The organism is Oceanobacillus sp. FSL W8-0428, assembly GCF_038004405.1.
Classification (GTDB): domain Bacteria; phylum Bacillota; class Bacilli; order Bacillales; family Amphibacillaceae; genus Oceanobacillus; species Oceanobacillus sojae.
Genome location: NZ_JBBORB010000001.1, coordinates 4678013 through 4702927, shown reverse-complemented (window position 1 = coordinate 4702927; position 24915 = coordinate 4678013). Strand labels below are relative to the sequence as shown.

Genomic DNA, 24915 nt, shown 5'->3' with positions numbered 1-24915 from the left:
ATAAAATCAAGGGAGGCTGCTTTATGGTGACATCAAAAGAAATAATGGAACTGACTTCAACCTATGGTGCAAATAATTATCATCCATTACCGGTAGTTGTTTCAGAAGCTGAGGGAGTCTGGGTAAAGGACCCGGAAGGAAATAAATATATGGATATGCTAAGCGCATACTCAGCGGTGAATCAAGGGCATCGACATCCTAAGATAATTCAAGCGTTAAAAGATCAAGCAGATAAAGTGACGCTTACTTCAAGAGCTTTTCATAATGAACTATTAGGACCCTGGACAGAGCGTCTTGCCGAGTTAACAAAAAAAGATAAGGTATTGCCTATGAATACTGGAGTTGAAGCAGTAGAGACGGCAATAAAAGCTGCCCGCAGATGGGCATACGAGAAAAAAGGTATAGAGGATAATCAGGCAGAGGTTATTGCTGCCAGAGGCAATTTCCATGGCAGAACAATGAATGCGATTTCATTGTCTGATGACCCAAGTGCTACAACAAACTATGGTCCCTTTGTTCCTGGTATTTATAAGATAAATTATGGAGATATTCAAGCGTTAAAAGAAACGATAACACCAAATACAGCAGCAGTTATTTTAGAGCCGATACAAGGGGAAGCTGGTATCCTTATTCCACCGGAGGGATATTTGCAGGAGGTTCGAAAAATTTGTGATGAAGAAAATATACTATTTATTGCCGATGAAGTGCAGACTGGTTTTGCTCGTACAGGAAAGATGTTTGCCTGTGAATGGGAAAATGTAGAGCCTGATATATATGTAATGGGGAAAGCGCTGGGCGGAGGTGTTATGCCTATTTCTGCTATAGCAGCTGACAGGGAAATTATGGACGTATTTACACCTGGTTCGCATGGGTCAACATTTGGAGGAAATCCGTTAGCCTGTGCTGTTTCTATGGCTGCATTAGATGTAATTGAAGAAGAGGGACTTGTCGACAGGTCACTTGAACTGGGAGAGTATTTTGCTATTGAATTAGCTGCTATTGACCATCCTGATTTGAACGAAGTACGTGCTAAAGGATTATTTATCGGTGTAGAATTTAATAAGCCTGTACGCCCTATTTGTGAATCATTAAAAGAAAACGGAATTCTTTGTAAGGAAACACATGAAACCACTATCCGTTTTGCTCCTCCATTAACGATCAGTAAAGAAGAGCTTGACTGGGCATTGGATAGAATAAAGAAAGTGCTGCAGACTAATTAAATAAGGTAAGTTTTATAAAAGGCTCTAATGCGAAAATCATTAGGGTTTTTTATTATTACTCAACTTCCGAACCTTAAAAAGTAACTTGCTTATCATGGAGACATGTGTTGATCGTTCCTTCCACCTAATTCTTGACAAAGCATAAACTCTGGCTAGAAAGAAGGTAATGTGTGAGGCCACCGCTGCGGCGGACCGTTTTGCTTTCCTAGGGGCATGCTCTTCAGCTAACTTTTGCCAAGAAGAGCACTTGGCAAAAGTGGATCTTCAGATGATGCTATTCCCTGTCCAGCTGCAAGCGTCAAAAACTAGACAACTTCCCGATAGCGCCCTACGATAAGTCATCATCCGTTCGTAAACTCACGGTAATTCCTTTATCTCAGTTGCTTCGGTCCAGTTGTTACGTTTTTAAACGACGCTTTCCGCTTTCCCTTCAGGAGTTAAAACGGTCCGCCTCCGCTAGAAAGGGTGTTCTATACTGTTTAATACAAAGGAGCCAATAGAAATTAGACCAGTAAAGAACATCTTTTTCGTGGTGCATGTAAAAATATCCCGTCGCCATTACTTTCTGTTCATAAAAGCTATTCCTGATATTTACTATCCCATGCTGTGTCATCATTTAAATTGTCAATTCAACCATTTGAAACACTAAAATGATCTTTTCATTAAGCAAAAAGCGGTTTTCTTTTCAAGTTAGCTGAAGCCGTCCCCATGGAAAGCGTAGTGGTTGGTTGCAGGAGCTATACACAATCTCCATTCAAAAAAAAGATATTTCACAAAATGCAAGCAGGATAATGAAGAACATGCTTATCCTGGTAGGGTAAGGTATAGATGTTTATTCTCAGGTGCGAAAGTTGAGTTATTATAAAACAATAATTCCCAAACAGTGGAAGTATGAAATAAGTGATTAAGTAAAAGATAAGCAGTGAGGAGGTGAGAGACAATGAAAACACTACATGCTATTGCAGTCACTTTATTGATTATTGGTGGTATCAACTGGGGACTAATTGGATTTTTTCAATTTGATCTAGTGTCGGCTATTTTTGGCGGGCAGACCGCTGTCCTTTCTCGAATTATTTATGGACTCGTTGGGATTAGCGCCATTTATTATCTTACAACTTTATTCTCCGGGGTTGGTGAACCAATCCAGGATTCGGATCATTTACAAACAGGCTTCCGAACAGAATTTAGTGAGGATTATGGCATTGAGGAAGAAATTGACGATAAATAACTGGGCAAAAAGCCTTTCGAAAAAATAAAACGCAGATGTATCCCTGGAGCAGGATGAATATCTGAAGTGGGCTTTAAACAGTAAAAAGTGTTTGGGCTGCACTTCAGATATGTTTACTGCCTGGTTAGTGCAGCTGCCTTATCCCGGGAAATATGGGGAAACTCTCCGGGAAGGCTGTTTTATTTTAGACGAAAGGCTTTTGTTTTTTTAAATCATCAATTGTTTCTATAAATTTTTTGCGTTCTTGTGCCGTAGGAAGACGGCAGGTCTGTTTTTTACCAAACCATTTATGCCGGTTGCGCGCAATAAAATCATATAGGGCATCCCTTATAAAATATGGCAGGATTTTGCCTGCTATCAGCATTTTCCAGGGAAATGTTAATTTTTGCAATATATTTAAAGCAGCATCAGATTTGATATAAACTTTATCTCCATCAATGAATAAAACGCTATCGATATTCTCTGGAACCTGATAATTCTTTTGAATAAATTCTCCGGCCTCACTTTGCAATGAAGTAAACAGAAATTGATTTTCTTTGTCCCTATTCAGAATAAATTGAACGAAGCCGTCACAGATATGACACTCTCCATCAAATAAAATAAGTTTCATTTATACCACCTCTACAACCAAGCTTAGTATTATCATACAACCCCTGTTTATTACATACAAGTTTAACTTGTTTGACAAAGAAGCGCAGAAACACTGAAAACCTTTCATCAATAAATGAATACCCAAAATGTTTAAAAAACATAAAGCCTTTCTGTATGAACAGTAATAAGACTGTGATAAGATAACAAAGGTGCATTTTTTAATGAATTAAAGGAGTAGAAAATTTTGGAAGGGTTTCAACTGCAATTTATTATTTCTGTATTTATTATTTTACTGGGCTACCTTTTTAAAAGGATAAAAATTTTAAAAGAATCGGACGGACAGACAATTGCAAGAATTGTATTTAATATTACTCTGCCCGCATTAGTGATTGTTACATTTGATCAGATGGTGATATCCTTATCTCTTGTTTCACTTATTTTCATTGCTTTTTTATTTGGGCTTGCTTCCGCGCTGATAGGCATCTTGGCATTCCGCTCTGAGAAAGATGGTATAAAAGGGATGGCTGCCATGATGGTTCCTGGTGTCAATGTCGGTTTATTTGCTTTTCCGCTTGTAGAAGCTATCTGGGGAAGAGAAGGCATTCAGCATTTCGGTATGTTTGATGTAGGTAATGCTGTTATTGTGTTTGGAGTATGCTTTTTTATAGCTGGTTATTTTGCGAAGGGGACATCAAGCTTTTATTTGCGAGAGGCATTCAGTCCACTGCTTCGGTCTATTCCATTTTTAACCTATATGTTTGTCGTTGCCTTGAACCTATCTGGGTTCCATTTGCCGGGTCTGTTTTTAGACACTGCAGAAATTATTTCTGTAGCGAATATGCCCCTGTCCCTGCTGTTACTGGGCCTTTATTTAAATTTTTCTTTCGAGAAATCATGGCTTCCTCTGATAGGGAAGTATTTAGCCATCAAGTATGGAACGGGGCTCTTCTTGGGATTTAGTCTTTTTTGGATACTCTCTGATTATCCAATGCTTGCAAATACTGTGTTAATCGGTTTTATTCTGCCAGCCTCCACGACATCCGTAGTTTATGCAATAAGATACCAATATAATACGAAAATAGTCGGTACTATAGTTAATATAACAATCATTGTAAGTTTTGTTCTGATTTGGCTGCTTGCAAGCTTTGTAGCGTATCATTAAAGCGGATTAAAGAGTCAAATAAAATGTTATATCAGTCTTTTTTGAACACGCATTTATAAAGCTTTTACATCTAATGTTTGAACAAAATCAACAAAAGCACGGACAATATTCATTTGCAGAGTATCTTCCTGATAGTACATCCAGGTTTGTCTTTTTAGAGGCTCACCGGATGGATCTGTAATTGGTTTGATAAATAATTCAGGATGCGGACGGACGACCAGATTAGCAACTATCGCATAACCGAGCCCGTGAACAACCATCTCTTTACAGGTCTCCACCTGATTGACATGGATTGTAATATTAGGCTGTTCAATATAATTTTGGTGCCACCAATCATCTAATAAAATCCGCATATGTTCATCTGTGTAATAGTCTACCCTTGGAAGCTTGGGAATTTCATCCCATGCGAAATCCCATGGAGAGGCGACGCAGATTTCTTCCTCATATAACAGCGCTTTCTTTTCCTTCCAGGCGTAATTACCTTTAATAAAACTGATATGTACATCATGATTTAATAGAAGACGGTGCATATCACTGCTCCAGCCTGTAACAACCTGGCATTCCACTTCTGGATATTTTTCTTTAAAACGCTGCAGCAGCTTCGGCATTTTATTTGCAGCAAAGAAATTGGAAACACCGACCCGCAATGTTCCTTGTACCTCTTCCTGCATATTGATCAGCTTTTCTTCCATTTTACGCTGTTCGAGAAGCATTCTTTTAGCATGATGGGCAAGTTCCTCACCCTCAGGAGTAAAAGTAATACCACGTCGTTTCCGAAGAATAAGCGGAACTCCATAATGAATTTCAAGCTTTTGAATTCTTGAAGTTAAAGTAGGCTGGGATAAAAATAATTGATGAGCAGCCTGGGTAATATTTTCGGTTTTATAAAGTGCGGCAAGCATTTTCCAGTCTTGTAAATTCAATGGCCATCCTCCTAAATCAAGATATAGAAAAAATCTATCGTTATTTATTAGTATTATATATTTTTCTAATTTTCTATTCAAGGTTATACTTAAATATAAGAAAACGTTTATGCAGAGCAGAAAAGGTTAAAGAAGGATGTTATTTCCCTTTTAAAATTCTGCATTAGCCTTGTTTGATAACAAAATGATTACGCTTTCATTATAAAGGGGGAAAAATAATGCGTGCTGATGAAAGTTTTGTTCCCGGTTTAGATGGTGTTATTGCAGCAAAAACAGAAATATCTTTTTTAGATGTGAACCGTGAAAAAATAGTCATTCGCGGAGAGGATTTAATTGAATTAGCAAAGGATAAAACTTATTTTGATGTTGTTCATTTATTGCTGGAAGGTTATTTGCCCAGTCCTGAAGAAAAGAACAGCCTGGAGGATAATATTAAGAAATTTTATAAATTGTCTGATGATGTTTTGCCTTTATTTAATCTTTTACCAAAAGGAATGCATCCAATGGACGGGATGCGTACAGTTATTTCGTTATTAGCCGGATTCGATTCTGAAATAGAAAACCGCTCCCAAGAAGAAAATAAACGGCGCGCTTATAAGCTTTTAGGCCAATTGCCTTTTATTACGGTAAACAGTTATTTTGCTACAGAGGGTCTGGATATTGCTGAGCCAAATGAGACACTCAGCTACAGTGCTAATTTTTTATCAATGATTACAGGAAAAATATCGTCAAAACTGGAAATAGAAATTTTTGATCAGCTATTATTACTTTATAGTGAGCATGAAATGCCGAACTCCACATTTGCTTCACGTGTAATTGCTTCTACAAATTCAGATATGTATGGCGCATTGACTGGAGCTATCTCTTCCTTAAAAGGTCATTTACATGGCGGTGCGAATGAAGCTGTCATGTATATGTTGCAGGATGTAGATTCTGTAGATGCTTTTGAGGCTTTAATTCATCACAAACTTCAAAACAAAGAGAAAATCATGGGATTCGGCCACCGGGTATATATGAAGAAAATGGACCCAAGAGCAGCTATTACAAAGGAAGCGTTGCGGAAATTGTGTGAAAAAGACAATGATTATAAGCTCTTAGAGATGTGTGAAGCCGGGGAAGTTATTATGAAAGAAGAAAAGGGCTTATATCCAAACCTGGATTATTATGCAGCACCGGTTTATTGGAAGCTTGGTATTCCGATACCGCTTTATACACCAATTTTCTTTAATGCAAGAACGGCCGGGCTGGCAGCACATATTATTGAACAGCATGATAATAATAGAATTTTTAGGCCTAGAGTAGAGTATACAGGAAAAGGTTATTAACAGGGGAGGAAATACAGATGGTATCCGTAAAAACAAACCAGACAGATCAACTTTTAGAAGAGATTGCTGATTATGTATTAAATAAAGAAATTAACAGTGAAGAGGCTATTAAAACTGCGCATCATGTATTAATTGATACAATTGGCTGTGGTATTCTTGCTTTAAATTACCCGGAGTGTACCAAGCTGTTGGGACCAATTGTACCCGGGACAGTTGTTCCAAATGGGGTAAGGGTGCCGGGCACAGCTCATGTGCTTGATCCAGTACAAGGAGCATTTAATATAGGGGCAATGATACGCTGGTTAGATTATAATGATACATGGCTTGCGGCGGAGTGGGGACATCCTTCAGATAATCTGGGAGGTATTTTAGCAGTTGCTGATTACGTCAGCAGACTGCGGCAAAATAAGGGAGAAGAACCTTTAACAGTTGAAGAGATTTTAGAGATATCGATTAAAGCGCATGAAATTCAAGGAATTCTTGCTCTGGAGAACAGTCTGAACCGTGTTGGTCTGGATCATATATTATATGTAAAGATTGCAACAACAGCTGTTGTTACGAAAATGTTAGGCGGCGGGAAGGAAGAAATCGTCAACGCATTATCAAATGCCTGGATTGATAATTCGAGTCTGCGGACATATCGCCATTTTCCTAATACGGGCTCCAGAAAATCATGGGCAGCAGGTGATGCAACAAGCCGTGCGGTCCGGCTGGCACTCATGGCTGTAAAGGGGGAAATGGGTTATCAAACTGCTTTAAGTGCAGAAGGATGGGGCTTTCAGGATGTTCTTTTTAAAGGAAAAGAACTTGTATTAAAGAGACCGCTTGATAGCTATGTGATGGAAAATGTATTGTTCAAGGTTTCCTATCCGGCAGAATTTCATGCGCAAACAGCAGCAGAAGCAGCTGTTCAATTACACCCAGAAGTGATAGACCGCATTGATGAAATTAAAGAAATTACTATATCAACGCATGAATCAGCTATCCGTATCATTGATAAAAAAGGACCGCTCCATAATCCGGCAGATAGAGATCATTGCTTGCAGTACATTGCAGCGATTGGATTATTAAAAGGAAATATCGTTGCAGAGGATTATGAAGACGATGTGGCGGAAGATCCGCGTATTGATGAGCTTCGCGCTAAAATGACAGTAACAGAGAATAAACAGTATTCAGAGGATTATCTGGATCCGGAGAAACGCTCTATTGCGAATGCTATGCAGGTTCATTTTATGGATGGCACTTCCACAGATATCATTGATTGTGAATATCCTTTAGGGCATCGATTCCGCAGGAAGGAAGCATTCCCGCAAATAATTAAAAAGTATGAAGCTAATTTAGCAACGCAGTTTACAGAAAAACAGACAGAGCGTATTAAACAACAGACGATAAATTATGATACGATAAAGCAAATGGCAATTACTGATTTTATAGAATTATTTTTAGATTAGAGGGTGAGAAAAAATGGCTTGGATTGTAGATAATCCATTCCCACAAAATGAACTAGCTGAACAGTTTCGGCAGATGGCAGGGGAAAAGGGAATTTTGCAAATTCCTGGAGCACATGATGCAATGGCAGGATTAGTAGCAAAGCAGGCTGGATTTCAGTCGCTGTATTTATCCGGAGCTGCTTATACTGCAAGCAGGGGATTACCTGATTTAGGGATTGTAACCTCTGCGGAAGTAGCTGACCGGGCAAAGGACATTATCCGGGCAACCAATTTACCATTGCTTGTAGACATTGATACAGGCTTTGGCGGTGTCCTGAATGTTGTCCGTACAGCGAGAGAAATGGTGGAAGCGAATGTAGCTGCAGTTCAGCTGGAGGATCAGCAGCTTCCTAAAAAATGTGGACATTTGAATGGAAAGAATGTCGTTACCAAGGAAGAAATGATGCAAAAGATAGCCGCAATTAAAGAGGTAGCACCGACACTTTATATTGTGGCGAGAACCGATGCCAGAGCTATTGAAGGTTTAGATAGTGCAATTGATCGTGCGAAAGGTTATGTTGAAGCTGGAGCAGATGCTATATTTCCGGAAGCTCTTCAAAATAATGAAGAATTCCAGGCTTTTGCTGAGGCAGTGGATGCACCATTGTTGGCCAATATGACAGAATTTGGGAAAACACCTTATTTAACAGCGTCAGAATTTGAAAATGCAGGCTTTGATATGGTTATTTATCCAGTAACTTCTTTACGTGTGGCTGCAAAAGCTTATGAACGAATTTTTGAATTGATTCGGGATGAGGGTACACAGAAAAATGGATTAGAGAATATGCAAACCAGAAAAGAACTCTATGAAGCTATTCAATATGGTGAATTTGAAGCACTTGATCAGGGAATTTCCAAGACTGTAATAGAGGATTATTTTAAGTGAACAAAAAAGGATACCTGTTATTTTAGATTCTAAAATAACAGGTATCCTTTTCTTTTGAAGGAATACAAGCTTAACCTAATGCGACATCAAGCACCATCATAAGTGCAAAACCAATCATCAGACTAATGGTTGCCAAATCTCTATTTCCATTCTCCTGAGAGCTTGGAATAACCTCCTCCGCAACAACAAAGATCATCGCTCCAGCTGCAAAGCTTAACGCATAAGGAAGCAATGGTTCAATATGAGCAACAGCTAATGCACCTATTACAGCGGCAATTGGTTCTACCAGTCCAGAGAATTGTCCATACATAAAGCTTTTTCCTCGGGACATTCCTTCACCACGTAACGGCATTGCAACAGCAACACCCTCAGGGAAATTCTGAATTCCTATTCCGATGGCAAGAGTGATTGCCCCCGCTAAAGCAGCCTCGGTACTATGATTTGCTAATGCGCCAAAAGCAATTCCGACAGCGAGACCTTCAGGGATATTATGAATTGTAATTGCAAGTACAAGTAATGTACTTCGTTTTCTTTTAGATGGTGCGAGCCCTTCAGCATCTTTTTTTTCTGTGTTTGGATGAAGATGGGGAAGGATTTTATCAATAACCCATAAAAATCCGCCTCCCAGTAAAAAACCGACTAATGCAGGAAACCAGGGGCCAATGGCATTATCTGTTGATGCTTCGATAGACGGCCCGAGTAATGACCAGTAGCTGGCTGCTATCATAACACCTCCAGCGAATCCTAACATACTATCTAACAGTTTTTGATGAACGGTTTTTGTTGCAAATACTATTGCTGCCCCGAGTGCAGTCATTCCCCATGTGAAAATTGTTGCTAATAAGGCCTGCATGACAGGGCTAAAATTTTGAAAAATCTCTAACATGATGTCTATTCCTTTCTTTTCCATTCGTTTATCATATATTTTTTTATTCAAGAACTAATAATTATGCTAACTTTATTACTTTATCATTAAATAGGATGAAAAAACAATCATACATATTTGAACACAAGAATGAAAAGGAAAAAAGAGAACTTGTTTGAGTGTCTGTTTACTGTATGCATTTCTAGCCCAATCATCGCAGATTTCAGTAAGGACTATTTAGGGATTTGGCAGTTTAAATTAAGATACAGTATGGGATAGTAAATATCGGGAATAGTTTTTAACAATAATCCGGCTTTCTGCATGTCTCCTCATTGTTATTATTTTTACTTAATTATTCCATACCTTAAATGAACTTCACAGGTATAATAAACTTAAGAAAAAATGAAAGAAATATAAGGTCGGTGAAATAAAGATGTATGTTATCAGCCTATTAGGAATGAGTAAGGTTATTCAAGCACCCATGTATAAAATAGGGGAGTGGCTGGATTCTTTTAAAGGATATATACCAACAAAAATTGTTGACCAAATAACATATTTTGAAATTGAAGCAGTAGAGGTTTTAACATTTATAAAGGAAAAAATAGAAGAAGAGTACGATCTAATGGAAATCAGGCAGTTATTAAAAAATAAGAGCTTTATATAATGTAAAACCTTCTTCCATGAAGAGATTTAATCTGTCATCTTGGAAGAAGGTTATTTTGTATAAAATAAAAAAACGTAAGGATAAGTATTAATTCCCGAAAGTAAGATTATTTGAAATCTAATGCAGATTCTAAAAGCATAACTGTGATCATTGCGTAAATATCAAAAATTGGTTCATCTGATAATATTGAAGTATCCAGCATATCTAAAGAAAGGTCAGTGTTATCTTCCCAAAGATCATCATCTTCTGATACATCGTCATTTTCTCCCCACGTTTCATCATCTAAGTCAGAGCCATCTTCCATTGCTACATAAATTTCAGTTGCATTTTCAATTTCAAAAAGTGTTGTATAGTTGTTAATGGAATCTTCATATAAATTGAAAAGTTCTTCCAGTTCTTCGATAGATCCAAAACCATATTCTTCCGCAGCAGCCTCTAAATTCTCTTCAGAAAGATCTTCATCCAATGCAGTAAGAGGATCATTCATAATTAAATCTAAACTGAATTCAATATCCTCGATAAACATGTACCAGATACTATCCGGAAATTCTTCATCCTCTTCAAGGAATCCTTCCTCTTCATACAACAGGTTGTTTAATTCATCATATGTTAGATCATATGTATCATAAATTTCTTCTAAACCTTCTTCGGTAAGCGGTGTACCTAAATAGGAAGCATCCTCAAAATCAGCTAATTCAAGGCCAAAATCCGCCAGATAACCTTCATAATCTTCCAATTCCCAATCAATGGATTCTAAAAAACTTTCCAATTGAGTGTCATCAGCATCAATAGCGAATGCCTGGGAAGGTAAAAGGCCAATCATAAGTACCAGTGCAAAACATACAGATAATAATTTCTTTTTCATCCTTCATCCTCCTGTAACTATACTATATCTTAAGTATAAAGCGTTTTAAGACGAAATTCCATGCTTATAAGAATAAGGTAAAAAAAATAAACCGAAAGTCACGAGTCAAGAGTAAATTTGCTTGTTCGATAAATTGACACAAAGATATTGACAAATTATTGAACAAAAGGCATACTATAATTAAAGGAGATGAGATTCATGGAAATTAACAAAAAATTATTAAAAGGCTTGTCTCTAGTCTGCGGGACATTAATTACAATTGGTGCAATAATGTTTATATACGGTTACTTTGTAAGCGCTATACCACTGGTGACAGCTATAGGTATCGGCTTAGCAGAGGGCGGCACATTTATCTTTATTATGGGGTTGTTCCTTGTTGCAGTGGAAGAGAATATTAGGAGAAAGAATCAAAATCAGAAGCAGTTATAGTCGGTGAAAAGTTGATAGTTGAATGTAATAAAAAAGCTCAGGCATCGATGCCTGAGCTTTTCAATTTATTTAAAACATATATCCCCATATCATTGCCAGTAATGAACCAAGGATAGTTAACAGAGCCAGCACTACGCCATAAATTGTATGGACATAGATACCGCCTTTATCTTCACTTTCTCCGGCATGCATAAATACAACGAGCTGCACCCCTGCTTGAATAAATGCTGTAACAACAAGAATGGTTAATCCCATTGCAAAAGACATGTCAAAGAAATAGACACTTAATGCAACAACAGTAAGGAGTAGCGAAAAGATATATCCGTTAACCTGTTTTAGTGGAAAAAGTTCTTTCATGCTACATCATTCCCTTCAAGTAAATAAAGCTGAAAATGAAGATCCACATAACATCTAAGAAGTGCCAGTAAAGGGAGAATATAAATGTTTTATTCGCTGTCCGCGCATTTAAGCCATTGCGAAGGATTTGAATAATAATCATGATACCCCAGAACAGCCCTAACGTTACGTGGGCTCCATGCGTCCCGAGCGTTGTTAAGAGTGTTGCTGTAAAACCGCTTGTCTGTAATGTTGCACCTATGTGGTAGTAGTGAATAAATTCATATACTTCCACGCTGAGGAATCCAGCACCCAAGAGAAGTGTAACTACCATAAAGCCAATCATTGCTTTTACACGATTAATACGCATTGCATGGACCGCTAATCCAATCGTAAAACTACTTGTCAAGAGAAGGAATGTCTCAATCAATACCGGTGGCAATTCAAAAATCTCTGCCCCGGCGGGCCCGCTGCCCACGCCGCGGTCTACATAAACAAAATACGATGTAAACAGGGTCGCAAACAGCATGATTTCCGCACTTAGGAAAATCCAGAATCCAAGGATATTCATTCTATTGGTTTCGGTGCTATATTCAAGAGGCAGATTTTTGGAATCAAGTTTCATTACTTAGCACCTCCAAATTTCTTTTCCGTTTCTTCAATTTCTTCTTTGTGAATATGATGCCCATCATCTTTTTCGAAGGAACGATACAGCAGACAGCCAATAATACCGGCGAATGCGATAATCACTCCTACCCATACATGGAATACGAAGCAAAAGGCAAAAACAAAGAAGATACCGGCAAAAATAATGGACCAGCCGCTGTTATTCGGCATATGAATGTCCTTAATTTCACCTTTAAATAAGTCATGTCCGTTCTTCTTATAATCCCAGAATGCTTCACTTGAATTAACATTTGGTGTAATAGCAAAGTTATATTCTGGAACTGGATTATGGGTTGCCCATTCAAGAGAACGTGCATTCCAAGGGTCGTCCCCGACATTTCTTGGTGCATATCGGAAGCTGTAATAAACGTTATAAACGATCAATACGAACCCGATTGCTAAGAGCAACGCACCAAAGAAGGACACCATACTTAAAGGACCAAACCCAGATGCTTCTGAATAAGTGTACATTCTTCGTGCCTGACCGTTTAAACCGGTAATGTACATTGGGAAGAAGGACAGGCAGAAACCAATAACAATATTCCAGAATGCCCATTTACCAATACGTTCATTCAGCAAGAAACCAAACATTTTTGGCCAATAATAAATGAGACCGGCAATCATCGCGAATACAACACCAGGGATGATTACATTATGGAAGTGAGCTACTAAAAACATTGTGTTGTGATATTGGTAGTCAGCACTTGCTATTGCTAGCATAACACCTGTTACCCCGCCAATGGTAAACAACGGAATAAATGCCACAGAATACATCATTGGTGTCGTAAATCGTATCTTTCCTTTCCACATCGTCAGAAGCCAGTTAAATATCTTAATTCCCGTCGGCACAGCGATTGCCATTGTTGTGATAGAGAATATACTGTTTGCAACTGCGCCTTGTCCCATAGTAAAGAAGTGGTGAACCCATACCATAAAGGATAGCAAGGAAATAATAACCATCGATGCAACCATCGATTTATAGCCATATAAATTACGCTGAGAGAATGTAGCGATAATTTGTGAGTAAATCCCGAATGCAGGAAGTATCAGAATATATACTTCAGGGTGTCCCCAAATCCAGAACAGGTTTGCCCACATCATATCCATACCGCCGTCTCCTGTTGTAAAGAAGTTGGTAAAGAATTGACGGTCTAATGTTCCCATTAGTAAAGCAATTGTCAATACAGGGAACGCGAACACGATTATAAGGTTTGTAATTAATGCAGACCAGGTAAACATTGGCATTTTCATTAATGTCATACCAGGTGCACGCATTTTCATAATTGTAGCGATAAAGTTAATTCCCGTCATCAAGGTCCCGATACCGGAAATTTGCAGTGCCCAGTTATAGTAGTTAACCCCGACATGTTCACTGAATTCTGTTCCTGCCAGCGGATAATAGTTTGTCCATCCGGCATCTGGTGATCCTCCGACAACGAAGGAAATATTAAATAGCATAGCTCCAGCGAAATATAACCAGAAACTGAGCGCGTTCAAACGCGGAAAAGCAACGTCCCTTGCTCCGATTTGAAGCGGAACAACAAAGTTCATCATACCGATAATAAATGCCATTGCCATGAAAAAGATCATAACAACACCGTGTGTGGTGAAAACTTCGTTATAATGCTGTGCATCTAAGAAGGAATTATCCGGAACAGCAGTTTGCAGCCGCATCATAACAGCGTCAGCGCCACCTCGGAAAAGCATTAGCAATGCTGAAATAATATACATAATTCCAATACGTTTATGATCAACTGTTGTTAACCACTCACTCCAAAGATAACCCCATTTTTTAAAATAGGTAACACCGAGAACAATCGCAATACTTACAAGTCCAATTGCAACGATGGACGCATAAAGCATTGGATCATCATGGGGTGGAATTGTAAATCTATCAAAAAAATCCATTATGATAAAACTCCTTTCTAGAGCTTAGAAATATTCAGGCACACTCCAGGAGTGTGCTGCTAGCCAAATAAATGACTTAGTGGTGGTGATGTTCGCCTTCCTCTTCTGAATCTGAGGAACCTCCGTGATCATGAGGGCTGTTTTCTCCTTCAGGCGCAGGTTTAAATTCCTGGTGAGTACCATTAAAAGTCATTTGTCCTAAATGTCCAGGCTCTAATAATTCTTCAAATTTCTCTTCTGTAAGCGGATCGGCAGTATTATGAATATCTTCGACCCAAGAATCAAATTCACTTGGAGCGAGCGCAGTTACTGTAAATTCATTCTCTGCAAAACCTTCTCCATTAAAGTTGGAGTTTCTTCCCATATATTCTCCAGGCTCTTCTGCAACAACATTCAAGTAGTTTGTCATATCAGCCATCGCATATTTCTGCCCTGCAAGCTGCGGAATCCAAAAACTTGAAATTGTTCCGTGAGAATATAAACGGAATTCCACATTTTGATTTGTTGGGATGAAAACATAATTTACTGTTTCAATATCCTGCTCCGGATAACTGAAATGCCATTTCCAGTTAGAAGATGATGCGTAAATAACGACTGGTTCATCTTCAGCATATCCTTCCGGAGGACTTTCCACTTGATGCGTTGAAATAGTGGAAACAACAGATAAAAAAGCAACAATTAGAATTGGAATTGTGACAATAATCCCTTCCACATATTTATTGCCTTCAATATGTGGAGGTTCATAATCAGGATCTTGTTTTGATGCTCTATATTTAAATAAAATAACTGTTAGCATTACTAGGACAACAACAACAATGAAAGACATTGTAATGATAGATAACCAAATCACATTTGCAGTTGTCTCTGCCTGGGGACCCTTTGGATTAAGTACGAGTAATGGTTCACAGCCTGCCAGTAATCCGGCAATACCTGTTAAAATTGCTAAATAGGCCCACTTTAACTTCATGTTAATACCCCTTCCCTTGATTGTGTATAAGATTGTCTGGTTTTTATCGAAGTGTAACCGGCTGTAAGACTCCAACTTCAAGAATTGAGAAGAATTAAAGGCTCTATATGGGAGTTTAAACAGCCAGTAACGGCCCGATTGGTTCAACTATCATTCAGCGGGGATGAAAATCCTCCGCCGAATGAAGTTTCACTTTATTAAGAGGTTGTTCAAAGAAAATTGGAAAATATTCTTTCGATTATTGAACACACAATTAATTTAGTATAACTCTATAGCAGAAACAATATTAATACTGATGTAAAGAAATTACAAGACATTGAGAAACACTTCACAAAATGTTCAAGAAAACTTCTACATATTTTTGAAAAGTGTCGAAAAATGTCGAAAAAAACTTGACAATAATAAAAAATGGTAGTATGGGATTTCCCATATTCTGTTGGAAAATTTGTACGATTAAATAATAATTCATGATAGTAAAAAATCATGGAATAAGGATTCAGTTTATTATTTTGTTATTATTGAAGGAGTATGTAAAAATATCCGTATAAAAATATACGCAAAAAGGTTTAAAATGGAATATGATATAATGACATGAAGGGGGAGTCAGTATGGATCCACTAGATATTTTAATAGATTTAGAACAATTACTTCCTTATTATAAACCAATTATCCGTGCAGACAAGCAGCTGATCAGCGGCTATGAAGTAATTGCTTATTTTTTAGATGAAAATGGCAGAAAGCAGCGTTTGGATTGGCTCTTCGATGATACTTCTATACCGGATGAATTTCGTCTGGAAGTTAATCAATACATTCATCAAAAAGCGATTGAAAAGAAATTACAGGAAAATTATCCAGGATACCTTTCTTTTTATTATGATGCGGAATTACTCGTTCGTGATAATGGTGAAACATTCATTAATTTACTTCATGATTATCAAGAAAATGGATTAGATCTGAATAAAATAATTCTGGAAATTAAAGATATTTGTCTGACCGGCAACATGGATCAGCTAAATCATATCATTAAATATTTAAAAACTTTAGGAGTTAAAATTAGTATTGAATTAGCTTATCCGAATGGCAGTTTAAATCAATTAGCTATTTTACATCCTTCTTTTATAAAAGTAGATACATCATTTTTAAAGGATGATTTCCTGCCGCATTTGTATAAGGATGTTTATTTTGGTGTATCGATGCTATCCAGAAAAATAGGTGCATCTCTATTATTTAAAGGAATACGTTCTTATAATCAATTGAACTTTGCCTGGAAAAGCGGGGGAGAATATTACCAGGGAAGTTACCTGACTTCGCCGCAGCAGGAGTTTATTGAGGAAGGTTGCTGTAAAAGTAAATTAACCGAGTATTTTAGAGAATTCGTAACCTATGAACAACAGAAGGCCAAAGCGCAATTTGAATTATTAGATTTAGTTCATGGAACTATTAACGGGCTTTTGTCACAGGTGAGACCAGGAAATGATGATGCCTGGTTACTAAAGCTTGCTAAAGGCTGTGAAGATTTTGTATTTCGTATATATATCTGTAATAGCGTTGGATTACAAGTATCAGCAAATGTAGAGAAGGATAGTCAGGGGAATTGGATATTATTACAAGAGGGAATGCATAAAAATTGGAGCTGGCGTCCATATTTTTTCGAAAATATTATGCGGATGAATATTGAAAAAAAAGGAATTTTATCTGATTTATATACAGATATTGAACGTTCAGAGCTGATTAGAACCTATGCTTATCCGTTGTCGCACCAGCGCTATATATTTTTTGATATTCCTTATAGTTATTTGATTGAAAAAGAAGGCTTGTTATAAATAAAAGGGTTCTGTACATACAACAGGACTTTACAAGCCGGAATAACTTTGTGAAAAAGAAATATGAAAATCAAATGGAAGTATGGTTCGTCGGGAGGTTGCAAAATGAAATTAATTCATACAGCAGATTGGCATTTAGGTAAGCTGGTACAAGGAGTGTATATGACTGAAGACCAGGCGTTTATTCTGGATCAGTTTGTTGAGACGGTAGAAAAAGAGAGTCCAGATGCAGTTATTATTGCAGGAGATTTATACGATCGTGCCGTACCGCCAGTGGAAGCAGTTGATTTATTGGATAGAACTTTGGGCAGGATTATTAATCAATTAGGTATACCTGTCTTAGCGATTGCGGGGAATCATGATAGTCCAGGCAGACTTCATTTTGGCAGCCGGCTGATGAAAGAAAATGGCTATCATATTATTGGGCAATTGTCGGAAAATCGAAAGCCGATTATTCTTTCAGATGAATTTGGTGAAGTACATTTTCATCTTAATCCGTATGCGGATCCGAGTGTGGTGAAAGCCTTGTTTCAAGAAGAGGATATCCGCAATCATCAGGATGCAAATGCTTTTCTGGTTAATCGCATAAAAGAAAATATGGATCCGGCAGCGCGTCATGTTTATGTTGGACATGCCTTTGTAACTCCTTTTGGCGAGACAGAGGAAAATACAAGTGATTCTGAACGTCCCTTATCCATCGGCGGTGCAGAGCATGTTGATGCACATCTGTTTAAAGATTTTCATTATACGGCTCTGGGGCATCTCCACCAGGCTCATCATGTATTAGAAGAAAAAATCCGATATTCCGGGTCAATACTGAAATATTCCTTATCAGAGGAACATCATAAAAAAGGATATTTAGTAGTGGAATTGGATGAAAAAGGGGAAATTCAGGTGGAGAAGAAGCTCCTTATTCCTAAACGGGAAATCCGTTCTTTAAAAATGAAGATGGAGGATATTTATAAACAGCCGCGAAGTGAAGATTATGTATTTGTGCAATTACTGGATGAGCTGCCGGTATTATCGCCAATGGAAAAGGTACGTTCTATTTTTCCAAACGCCATGCATGTTGAAAGAATCAGAACAACAACAGGTGCAAATAATTACACAGAGAATCAGGCTCCGAAGACGAGCTTAAGTGAAATGGAATTATTTGATGCTTTTTATCAGGAAGTGACGGAGAAGGAAGCATCAGAAGAAATTAATCAAATTATGAATGAATTATTTCAAGAAATTCAGGATGCAGCCAGTGAACGGAAAGCATCCAGATAAAAGCAGGTGAAAATAGAATGCAGCCATTACGACTAACATTAAATGCTTTTGGGCCTTATAAAGAAAAAGAAACCATTGACTTTGACGAGCTTCAGGGGAATACACTTTTTGTGATTTCAGGGAAAACGGGAGCAGGGAAGACCACGTTATTTGATGGAATAGCTTTTGCATTATATGGGAAAGCAAGTGGATCTGATCGGGAAGATCAACGCATGCTGCGCAGTGACTTTGCAGATGAAGATATACATACATCGGCTGAGCTTGTTTTTCAAATACAGGATAAAACATATCGTATTTTTCGTCAGCTTGGTCATGTTAAGAAAGGGAATAAAAGTAAGACTGGAGATAAATGTGAATTTTATGAAATACGAGAAGAAGGGGAATTTCCCTGTGTAGACAGGCAAATGGTAAGTGAAATTGATCAAAAAGTAGAAGAGATTATCGGTCTGACACCGGATCAATTTAAACAAATTGTAATGCTTCCACAAGGGGAATTTCGTAAATTACTTACTTCCGGTACAGAAAACAAAGAAGAAATATTAAGACGCTTGTTCAAAACAGAGCATTATAAATATATGAATGAACTGCTTAAAGAGAAGAAAGCAAAATTAGAGCAAGAAAATCAGCGTATTTTAAATCGGATGGAGCAGCTGCGTGCGCAAATTTTTTCTTTGGAGCTTGCGGATGATTCTGATATACATGAACTGGCAAGCAGAGAGCATGTTAATGCAAATCAGATTATTGAGGTACTGGAATTAGAATTGAGAAAGAATAAACAGACTATCGAAGAAGTGGACAGTTTCTATAAAGAAGCAACAAAGCAGCAGGAATATGTTCAAAATCAATTATTCCATGCAAAACAGGTTAATGAGAATTTTTCTGAACTGGAGATGCATCAGAATCATTTCACATCATGGAAAGAACAAGCTAAAGAAATGGATAGATTAAAAAGTGAAGTGTCTGCGGCAGAGCAGGCAAAGTTGATTATTCCATATGAACATCAGCTGAAAGAAGCAAGTAAAGAGTTCGAAGAAGGTGACAAAGCGCTGCAGCAGCTGGAAGCACAACAGACAAAAATGGAAAATCAAAAACAGCAGGCAGAAGTTGATTTTAAAAAAGAACAGGAAAATGCGGGAGAACGGGATAAAATATCAATAGAAGTAAATCGTCTGGAAGGCTTTTTGCCTGTTGTAAAAGAATTAGAAGAAAAAAAAATGGAGATTCAGAAACTAGATGCCCAATTAAAGCAGGGAGAATCACAGTTAGATAAATTAAAAGAGCGCCATGAGTTACGCAGTAAACAAATCGACCGCCTGGAAAAAGAAGAAGAACTGTTAGATAAAGATTCAGATAAGCTGGAGGCAGTAAGGGACGAATTAAGACTGCTCCGCGAGCAGGCAATGCTGATGAAAAAATATAAAGAAAAAGTAGTGCAAATACAAACAGGTGAGGCAGCCTTAAAGAATAAAGAAGCTGTTTACCTGAAGGAGAAAGAAGGCTATAAACGGCTGGAACAAGCCTGGTTTGCTAATCAGGCACATGTATTAGCTGTGCATTTGCATGATGGTGAGCCTTGTCCGGTCTGTGGCAGCTTAAAGCACCCATCGCCAGCTGCAACAAAGGAAGCAGAAGTCACCAAAGAGGAGCTGGAACAGTCAAAAAAACGGATGGATGAAAAAGAAGCTGTTTGGCGGGAACTTGCTGCAAATATAAAAGCTTATCAATCAGAAAAACAAGCATTAGAACAGGAGCTTACTCAGCACGAATTGGAATTTTCTAACCCGGAGCAAAAATATCAGGAAATCGTTGAGAAAGGGAAGAAGAAAAAAAGCGAGGAAGGTCGTCTGGAGCAATCTAAAGCACGCTTAACTGAATGTAAAAAAGAATTAGCAAGGACGCGTCAGGAACAAAAGCAAAGTGACACTGCTGTTAATGAACAAAGTAGCCGGGTCAGTCAGCTTCAAACTGATTATCAAAGTAAGAGGGCGGTTTATCAGCAGCAATTCACCCAGATTCCAGAGAGCTTACGCATTCTTTCCAAATTGGAAGCTGAAATCAGCAATTTAAGAACCAAAAAGCAACAAATGGAAAAGCGCTGGACAGATGTGCAGGAAAACTATAGAAACGTACAGGAAGCATTTACAAAATGGACGGCTGACGTGCATAACCTGCGAGAAAATCATATAAAACGGAAACAGAAAATAGACAACTTAGAGAAAATCTTTCAGGAGAAGTTAGAGCAGGCAGATTTTACAGAGCTGACATATCAGCAAGTAAAGTGGGATGAATCTACTTATGAGTCTGTGAGAAAAAGGCTTGCTGATTATGAAAAACAAGGCTATCAATTAGAAAAACAAATTTCCGAACTTAAGAAGAAGCTGGAAGGAAAATCAAAACAAGATGTATCGGAGATAGAAACTGTCTTAGAAAAATGGAAGCAAGAAACAAAAGTCAATCTTGAAAAGCTGCAGCAGCTGCAGCAGGAAAAGAAGGACATGACATTTTATATAAACCAGTTACAGGAATTTGATCTTCAAGCTGCAAATGTGGAGAAAAAGCGGATGGTAATAACAGATTTATATGATACTCTGCGGGGACAAAATCCCAAAAAGATATCTTTTGAACGGTATCTGCAGATGGAGTATCTAGAGCAAATTATTGAGGCTGCAAATCTGCGCTTAAACGATCTTTCCAATGGACAATTCTATCTGACGAGAAGTGACCGCCAGGAATCACGTGGAAAACAAAGTGGACTAGGATTAGATGTCTATGATCAATACACAGGGCAGACCAGAGATGTAAAAACATTGTCTGGAGGAGAAAAATTCCATGCCTCTCTTTGTCTTGCACTTGGTATGAGTGATGTCATTCAAAGCTTCCAGGGGAATATTGTTATTCAGACAATGTTTATTGATGAAGGCTTTGGATCATTGGATGAAGAATCCTTGCTTAAAGCGATTGATGCGCTTATACAGCTGCAGCAATCCGGAAGAATGATAGGTGTTATTTCGCATGTGCAGGAGCTGAAGGATGTTTTTCCGGCAGCGATAGAAGTTCATAAAACAAAAGAAGGATTCAGTAAAACAGAAATAATTGTTAAATAAATGGCTCCGTGATTAATCTGCTAAAAGATAAAATAACGCTATTTTGTTTGCTATTTAAACAATCCTTGTATTATCATTTAATTATTGTATTTTTCGACAATAATTGTTTTGGATTGACATCTGAATAATTAAGAAATATATTGCCAAGGAAATATAATGGCTTCTTCCCGATATGATATTGTTTTACATCTCGGGAGAATTTTTATTGCACCAAGTATATAAAGTTTTGATTTACTGAAAACGCAGGATATGAGCTTTTTAAAGCAGCCTCATATTAGTAAGGAGAAGGGTAGGAATAATAGTGAAGATTGGAATCGATAAACTAGGGTTTTATGCACCGCATCTGTATGTAGATATGAATGATTTAGCAAAAGAACGGGGAATTGATCCAGGTAAATTTACCGTTGGTTTGGGACAGGATGAAATGGCTGTTCCACCAGTGACACAAGATCCAGTTTCTTTAGCAGCTAATGCAGCGGAACAGATTTTAGATGATGAAGATAAAGAGAAAATAGATTTGGTTATTTTTGGAACAGAGTCTGGAGTAGATCATTCCAAATCAGCTGCTGTTTATATACATCAATTATTAGGTTTGAATCCAAGGGCACGCTCGGTGGAGCTGAAGCAGGCTTGCTACGGTGCAACTGCGGGAATTCAAATGGCAAAAGGGCATATTGCGCTTCACCCGGATAAAAAAGTTCTTGTATTAGCTTCTGATATTGCACGTTACGGGTTGAATACCCCTGGTGAATCGACGCAAGGCGCTGGTGCAGTGGCTATTTTAGTAAGTGCATCTCCAAGATTACTGGATCTGGAAAGTGAAAGCACATATTATACAGAGGATATTATGGATTTTTGGAGACCGGTATATTCCACAACAGCGTATGTGGATGGGAAATACTCCAATGAACAATATATTGCTTTCTTCCAAAAAGTATGGAAAGACTACCAGGAGCAAACTGGTAGAAGCTTAGAGGATTTTGCCGCAATAGCTTTTCATTTACCATATACAAAAATGGGCTGGAAAGCACTGCGTACAGTGATTGAGGATGCACCTGAGGAAGTACAGGAAAGGTTAAAAAATAATTATCAAATCAGTACGAAATATAATCGTAATGTAGGCAATATCTACACAGGCTCTCTTTACCTCAGTCTGATTTCATTATTAGAAAATCAGGATGAGTTAAAAGAAGGAGATACGATCGGTTTATACAGCTACGGTTCTGGAGCTGTCGGTGAATTCTTCTCCGGAAAACTGCAGCCGGACTATAAAAAGCATCTGCAGACAGCAGAGCACCAAGCAATGTTTGCAAATAGAAAATGTATTTCTGTAGCAGCATATGAGAAAGTATTTGAAGAATCACTTCCAACAGATGGCAGTGAGAAACAGCTGAATATTGATGAAGATCCGGCAAAAATCTGTTTAGCCGGTGTAAAAGATCACATTCGCAGCTATGCAGCTAAATAGGAATATAAAATCTCCCGGGCAATAACTTTTGTCAGGGAGTTTTTTTGTTGAAAAATAAAAAGTGAATGTGAAGGAAACGTATTTTTATCAGCTTATATTCATTTTATATTCATTCAAATAGGTGGAATTGATGATTTCAAGATGTATAATTGGGGTAGAGTGAAGCATATCATGAAAGTTGGAGGGTATTCTAATGACAAAAAGTAAAGAAGTTATTGAAGTAACGAATCCGGCAACAGGTGAGGTAGTGGATACGGTCTTAAAAGGTGGGGAAAAGGAGGCTGAGCAAGCTGTTGATAAAGCATACGAAGCCTTTCCAGCATGGTCGAAACAATCCGTCTATGAAAGAAGTGCTTTATTAAATAAATGGCACAGACTTATTGAACAGCATGAATCCGAATTAGCTGAAATCATGACAATGGAACAAGGAAAACCTGTAAAGGAAGCAGCCGGAGAAATTCAATATGCCAACAGCTTTATTGCCTGGTACGCAGAAGAGGGAAAAAGGCTCTATGGCGAAACAATTCCTGCAACAGCGAGAGATAAGAGAATTGTTGTCACCCGTCAGCCTGTTGGTGTCATTGCAGCGATTACACCATGGAATTTTCCAGCCGCAATGATTACCCGCAAGGTTGCACCGGCATTGGCAGCCGGCTGTACGGCAGTTGTAAAACCGGCGAGCGCCACACCTTTAACAGCTATTCGTCTGCGCGAGCTTGCGATAGAGGCAGGAATTCCAGAGGGCGTGCTTCAAATTGTAACAGGAAGCTCCAGTGAAATTAGTGATGCCTGGATGGAGGATACGCGTGTTCGGAAAATATCATTTACAGGCTCGACAGAGGTAGGAAAATTATTAATGCGAAAATCTGCTGATACTGTGAAAAAGATTTCTCTGGAGCTTGGCGGCCTTGCTCCGTTGATTGTTATGGAGGATGCAGACATTGAAAAAGCAGTAGATGGAGCAATTGCTTCTAAATATCGTAATGCGGGGCAAACCTGTGTCTGTGCAAATAGAATTTATGTTCATGAGTCTATTGAGCGGGAGTTTGCAAAGGCTTTTGCAGAAAAAGCAGCACAGCTTAAAGTAGGGAATGGATTAGAAGAAGGAGTAGAAATTGGTCCTTTAATTGATCAGTCAGCAGTTGAAAAAGTGCGGGAGCATATTAAGGACGCTCTGAACAAAGGAGCAGAAAAACTGTTAGGTGATGAAAAAGCAAATGAAGGTTTATTTTTTGCTCCGACTGTATTAACTAATGTAAATGATGAGATGCTGTGTATGCAGGAAGAAACCTTTGGCCCTTTGGCTCCGATCACCACGTTCGACTCCAAGGAGGAGGTTATTGCACGTGCTAACAATACTCCTTATGGATTAGCAGCATATTTATTCACGGAAAACCTCACTACAGCAATTGAGGTTGGCGAGCAATTAGAGTATGGCATTGTGGGTATTAACGATGGAGGACCTTCAACAGCACAAGCTCCATTTGGAGGATTTAAAGAGAGCGGACTCGGCCGGGAAGGCGGTCACCACGGAATTGATGAATATGTTGAGGTAAAATATCTGTCCATTCAGCTATAATCCGCATCTGAAAATGTATGCAGTAAAATGCTTGTAATTGAAAATAACTATATATTATTTCTAATTCCTGAAAAATATCTAAGTGCAGGCAAGTATCTTTTACAGACTGAATCTTTGGCTTCAGAAGCCGGGATTCAGTCTGAT

General features: G+C 38.2%; 21 protein-coding genes. 13 read left to right on the top strand and 8 right to left on the bottom strand.

From position 1 onward, the window contains the following. Positions 1-23: 23 nt before the first annotated feature. Together MKY30_RS22660 and MKY30_RS22655 are read left to right on the top strand one after the other, a co-directional pair. Positions 24-1220, top strand: a complete 1197-nt coding sequence (locus tag MKY30_RS22660) for an ornithine--oxo-acid transaminase (RefSeq protein ID WP_147210924.1) — start codon at positions 24-26, stop codon at positions 1218-1220. A 940-nt stretch (positions 1221-2160) separates the two neighbouring features. Continuing rightward, positions 2161-2448, top strand: a complete 288-nt coding sequence (locus MKY30_RS22655; RefSeq protein WP_147210925.1) for a DUF378 domain-containing protein — start codon at positions 2161-2163, stop codon at positions 2446-2448. Positions 2449-2632: 184 nt separating this feature from the next. Here the strand turns inward: MKY30_RS22655 and MKY30_RS22650 are convergent, their stop codons facing one another. Continuing rightward, positions 2633-3058 carry a thiol-disulfide oxidoreductase DCC family protein gene (locus tag MKY30_RS22650; RefSeq protein ID WP_339282500.1) on the bottom strand — a complete coding sequence of 142 codons (426 nt, stop codon included), beginning with the start codon at positions 3056-3058 and terminating at the stop codon, positions 2633-2635. Positions 3059-3283: 225 nt separating this feature from the next. Here MKY30_RS22650 and MKY30_RS22645 point away from each other — a divergent pair, with 225 nt between their 5' ends. Then, a complete protein-coding gene (locus MKY30_RS22645) occupies positions 3284-4201 on the top strand; it encodes an AEC family transporter (protein WP_147210927.1) in 918 nt (305 codons plus the stop codon). A gap of 53 nt (positions 4202-4254) precedes the next feature. On the opposite strand, the gene MKY30_RS22640 is transcribed toward MKY30_RS22645, so the two are convergent. After that, the gene (locus MKY30_RS22640; protein WP_147210928.1) at positions 4255-5124 is read right to left on the bottom strand and encodes a LysR family transcriptional regulator; all 870 of its coding nucleotides are present in this window, start codon (positions 5122-5124) and stop codon (positions 4255-4257) included. A gap of 218 nt (positions 5125-5342) precedes the next feature. On the opposite strand from MKY30_RS22640, the gene mmgD reads away from it, so the two are divergent. Genes mmgD through prpB form a run of 3 tightly spaced genes read left to right on the top strand, consistent with a single transcriptional unit; the run spans position 5343 to position 8825 of the window. Beyond that, positions 5343-6449 carry a citrate synthase gene (gene mmgD, locus MKY30_RS22635; protein WP_339282499.1) on the top strand — a complete coding sequence of 369 codons (1107 nt, stop codon included), beginning with the start codon at positions 5343-5345 and terminating at the stop codon, positions 6447-6449. 17 nt (positions 6450-6466) lie between these two features. Continuing rightward, positions 6467-7900, top strand: a complete 1434-nt coding sequence (locus MKY30_RS22630) for a bifunctional 2-methylcitrate dehydratase/aconitate hydratase (RefSeq protein WP_339282498.1) — start codon at positions 6467-6469, stop codon at positions 7898-7900. Positions 7901-7913: 13 nt separating this feature from the next. Next, the gene (gene prpB / locus MKY30_RS22625) at positions 7914-8825 is read left to right on the top strand and encodes a methylisocitrate lyase (protein WP_339282497.1); all 912 of its coding nucleotides are present in this window, start codon (positions 7914-7916) and stop codon (positions 8823-8825) included. Between the two features lie 70 nt (positions 8826-8895). On the opposite strand, the gene MKY30_RS22620 is transcribed toward prpB, so the two are convergent. Further along, positions 8896-9711, bottom strand: coding sequence for a ZIP family metal transporter (locus MKY30_RS22620; RefSeq protein ID WP_147210932.1), 816 nt, complete (start codon positions 9709-9711; stop codon positions 8896-8898). A gap of 412 nt (positions 9712-10123) precedes the next feature. Between MKY30_RS22620 and MKY30_RS22615 the strand changes: the two genes are divergently transcribed. Further along, positions 10124-10354 carry a hypothetical protein gene (locus tag MKY30_RS22615; protein WP_156985956.1) on the top strand — a complete coding sequence of 77 codons (231 nt, stop codon included), beginning with the start codon at positions 10124-10126 and terminating at the stop codon, positions 10352-10354. 106 nt (positions 10355-10460) lie between these two features. On the opposite strand, the gene MKY30_RS22610 is transcribed toward MKY30_RS22615, so the two are convergent. Continuing rightward, positions 10461-11219 carry a processed acidic surface protein gene (locus MKY30_RS22610; RefSeq protein WP_339282496.1) on the bottom strand — a complete coding sequence of 253 codons (759 nt, stop codon included), beginning with the start codon at positions 11217-11219 and terminating at the stop codon, positions 10461-10463. Positions 11220-11417: 198 nt separating this feature from the next. Between MKY30_RS22610 and MKY30_RS22605 the strand changes: the two genes are divergently transcribed. Next, the gene (locus tag MKY30_RS22605; protein WP_147210935.1) at positions 11418-11648 is read left to right on the top strand and encodes a hypothetical protein; all 231 of its coding nucleotides are present in this window, start codon (positions 11418-11420) and stop codon (positions 11646-11648) included. A 69-nt stretch (positions 11649-11717) separates the two neighbouring features. Here MKY30_RS22605 and qoxD read toward each other — a convergent pair whose 3' ends face one another. The 4 genes from qoxD to qoxA form a co-directional block, all read right to left on the bottom strand. Further along, positions 11718-12005: a cytochrome aa3 quinol oxidase subunit IV gene (gene qoxD, locus MKY30_RS22600; RefSeq protein ID WP_147210936.1), complete on the bottom strand. Its 288-nt coding sequence runs from the start codon at positions 12003-12005 to the stop codon at positions 11718-11720. 1 nt (position 12006) lies between these two features. Continuing rightward, positions 12007-12609, bottom strand: a complete 603-nt coding sequence (gene qoxC, locus MKY30_RS22595; protein ID WP_339282495.1) for a cytochrome aa3 quinol oxidase subunit III — start codon at positions 12607-12609, stop codon at positions 12007-12009. Continuing rightward, a complete protein-coding gene (gene qoxB, locus MKY30_RS22590; RefSeq protein WP_147210938.1) occupies positions 12609-14558 on the bottom strand; it encodes a cytochrome aa3 quinol oxidase subunit I in 1950 nt (649 codons plus the stop codon). The genes qoxC and qoxB overlap by 1 nt, the downstream gene beginning before the upstream one ends. A 76-nt stretch (positions 14559-14634) precedes the next feature. Beyond that, positions 14635-15525, bottom strand: a complete 891-nt coding sequence (gene qoxA, locus MKY30_RS22585; protein ID WP_147210939.1) for a cytochrome aa3 quinol oxidase subunit II — start codon at positions 15523-15525, stop codon at positions 14635-14637. 608 nt (positions 15526-16133) lie between these two features. On the opposite strand from qoxA, the gene MKY30_RS22580 reads away from it, so the two are divergent. The 5 genes from MKY30_RS22580 (at position 16134) to MKY30_RS22560 (ending at position 24771) form a co-directional block, all read left to right on the top strand. Next, on the top strand, positions 16134-17348 hold the full coding sequence (locus MKY30_RS22580; RefSeq protein WP_339282494.1) for an EAL-associated domain-containing protein: 1215 nt from the start codon (positions 16134-16136) through the stop codon (positions 17346-17348). Between the two features lie 105 nt (positions 17349-17453). Further along, on the top strand, positions 17454-18620 hold the full coding sequence (locus MKY30_RS22575; protein WP_339282493.1) for an exonuclease SbcCD subunit D: 1167 nt from the start codon (positions 17454-17456) through the stop codon (positions 18618-18620). A 17-nt stretch (positions 18621-18637) separates the two neighbouring features. After that, complete coding sequence (locus MKY30_RS22570) at positions 18638-21724, top strand: SMC family ATPase (RefSeq protein WP_339282492.1); 3087 nt, start codon at positions 18638-18640, stop codon at positions 21722-21724. 301 nt (positions 21725-22025) lie between these two features. Further along, positions 22026-23192, top strand: a complete 1167-nt coding sequence (locus MKY30_RS22565) for a hydroxymethylglutaryl-CoA synthase (protein WP_147210943.1) — start codon at positions 22026-22028, stop codon at positions 23190-23192. Between the two features lie 193 nt (positions 23193-23385). Beyond that, positions 23386-24771: an NAD-dependent succinate-semialdehyde dehydrogenase gene (locus MKY30_RS22560; protein ID WP_339282491.1), complete on the top strand. Its 1386-nt coding sequence runs from the start codon at positions 23386-23388 to the stop codon at positions 24769-24771. Positions 24772-24915: the final 144 nt, after the last annotated feature.

Bases quoted from the DNA above. Each gene is read 5' to 3' on its own strand.
- MKY30_RS22660 (WP_147210924.1), top strand. From the start codon at position 24: ATGGTGACATCAAAAGAAATAATGGAACTGACTTCAACCTATGGTGCA.
- MKY30_RS22655 (WP_147210925.1), top strand. From the start codon at position 2,161: ATGAAAACACTACATGCTATTGCAGTCACTTTATTGATTATTGGTGGT.
- MKY30_RS22650 (WP_339282500.1), bottom strand. From the start codon at position 3,058: ATGAAACTTATTTTATTTGATGGAGAGTGTCATATCTGTGACGGCTTC.
- mmgD (WP_339282499.1), top strand. From the start codon at position 5,343: ATGCGTGCTGATGAAAGTTTTGTTCCCGGTTTAGATGGTGTTATTGCA.
- MKY30_RS22630 (WP_339282498.1), top strand. From the start codon at position 6,467: ATGGTATCCGTAAAAACAAACCAGACAGATCAACTTTTAGAAGAGATT.
- prpB (WP_339282497.1), top strand. From the start codon at position 7,914: ATGGCTTGGATTGTAGATAATCCATTCCCACAAAATGAACTAGCTGAA.
- MKY30_RS22620 (WP_147210932.1), bottom strand. From the start codon at position 9,711: ATGTTAGAGATTTTTCAAAATTTTAGCCCTGTCATGCAGGCCTTATTA.
- MKY30_RS22615 (WP_156985956.1), top strand. From the start codon at position 10,124: ATGTATGTTATCAGCCTATTAGGAATGAGTAAGGTTATTCAAGCACCC.
- MKY30_RS22610 (WP_339282496.1), bottom strand. From the start codon at position 11,219: ATGAAAAAGAAATTATTATCTGTATGTTTTGCACTGGTACTTATGATT.
- MKY30_RS22605 (WP_147210935.1), top strand. From the start codon at position 11,418: ATGGAAATTAACAAAAAATTATTAAAAGGCTTGTCTCTAGTCTGCGGG.
- qoxD (WP_147210936.1), bottom strand. From the start codon at position 12,005: ATGAAAGAACTTTTTCCACTAAAACAGGTTAACGGATATATCTTTTCG.
- qoxC (WP_339282495.1), bottom strand. From the start codon at position 12,609: ATGAAACTTGATTCCAAAAATCTGCCTCTTGAATATAGCACCGAAACC.
- qoxB (WP_147210938.1), bottom strand. From the start codon at position 14,558: ATGGATTTTTTTGATAGATTTACAATTCCACCCCATGATGATCCAATG.
- qoxA (WP_147210939.1), bottom strand. From the start codon at position 15,525: ATGAAGTTAAAGTGGGCCTATTTAGCAATTTTAACAGGTATTGCCGGA.
- MKY30_RS22580 (WP_339282494.1), top strand. From the start codon at position 16,134: ATGGATCCACTAGATATTTTAATAGATTTAGAACAATTACTTCCTTAT.
- MKY30_RS22575 (WP_339282493.1), top strand. From the start codon at position 17,454: ATGAAATTAATTCATACAGCAGATTGGCATTTAGGTAAGCTGGTACAA.
- MKY30_RS22570 (WP_339282492.1), top strand. From the start codon at position 18,638: ATGCAGCCATTACGACTAACATTAAATGCTTTTGGGCCTTATAAAGAA.
- MKY30_RS22560 (WP_339282491.1), top strand. From the start codon at position 23,386: ATGACAAAAAGTAAAGAAGTTATTGAAGTAACGAATCCGGCAACAGGT.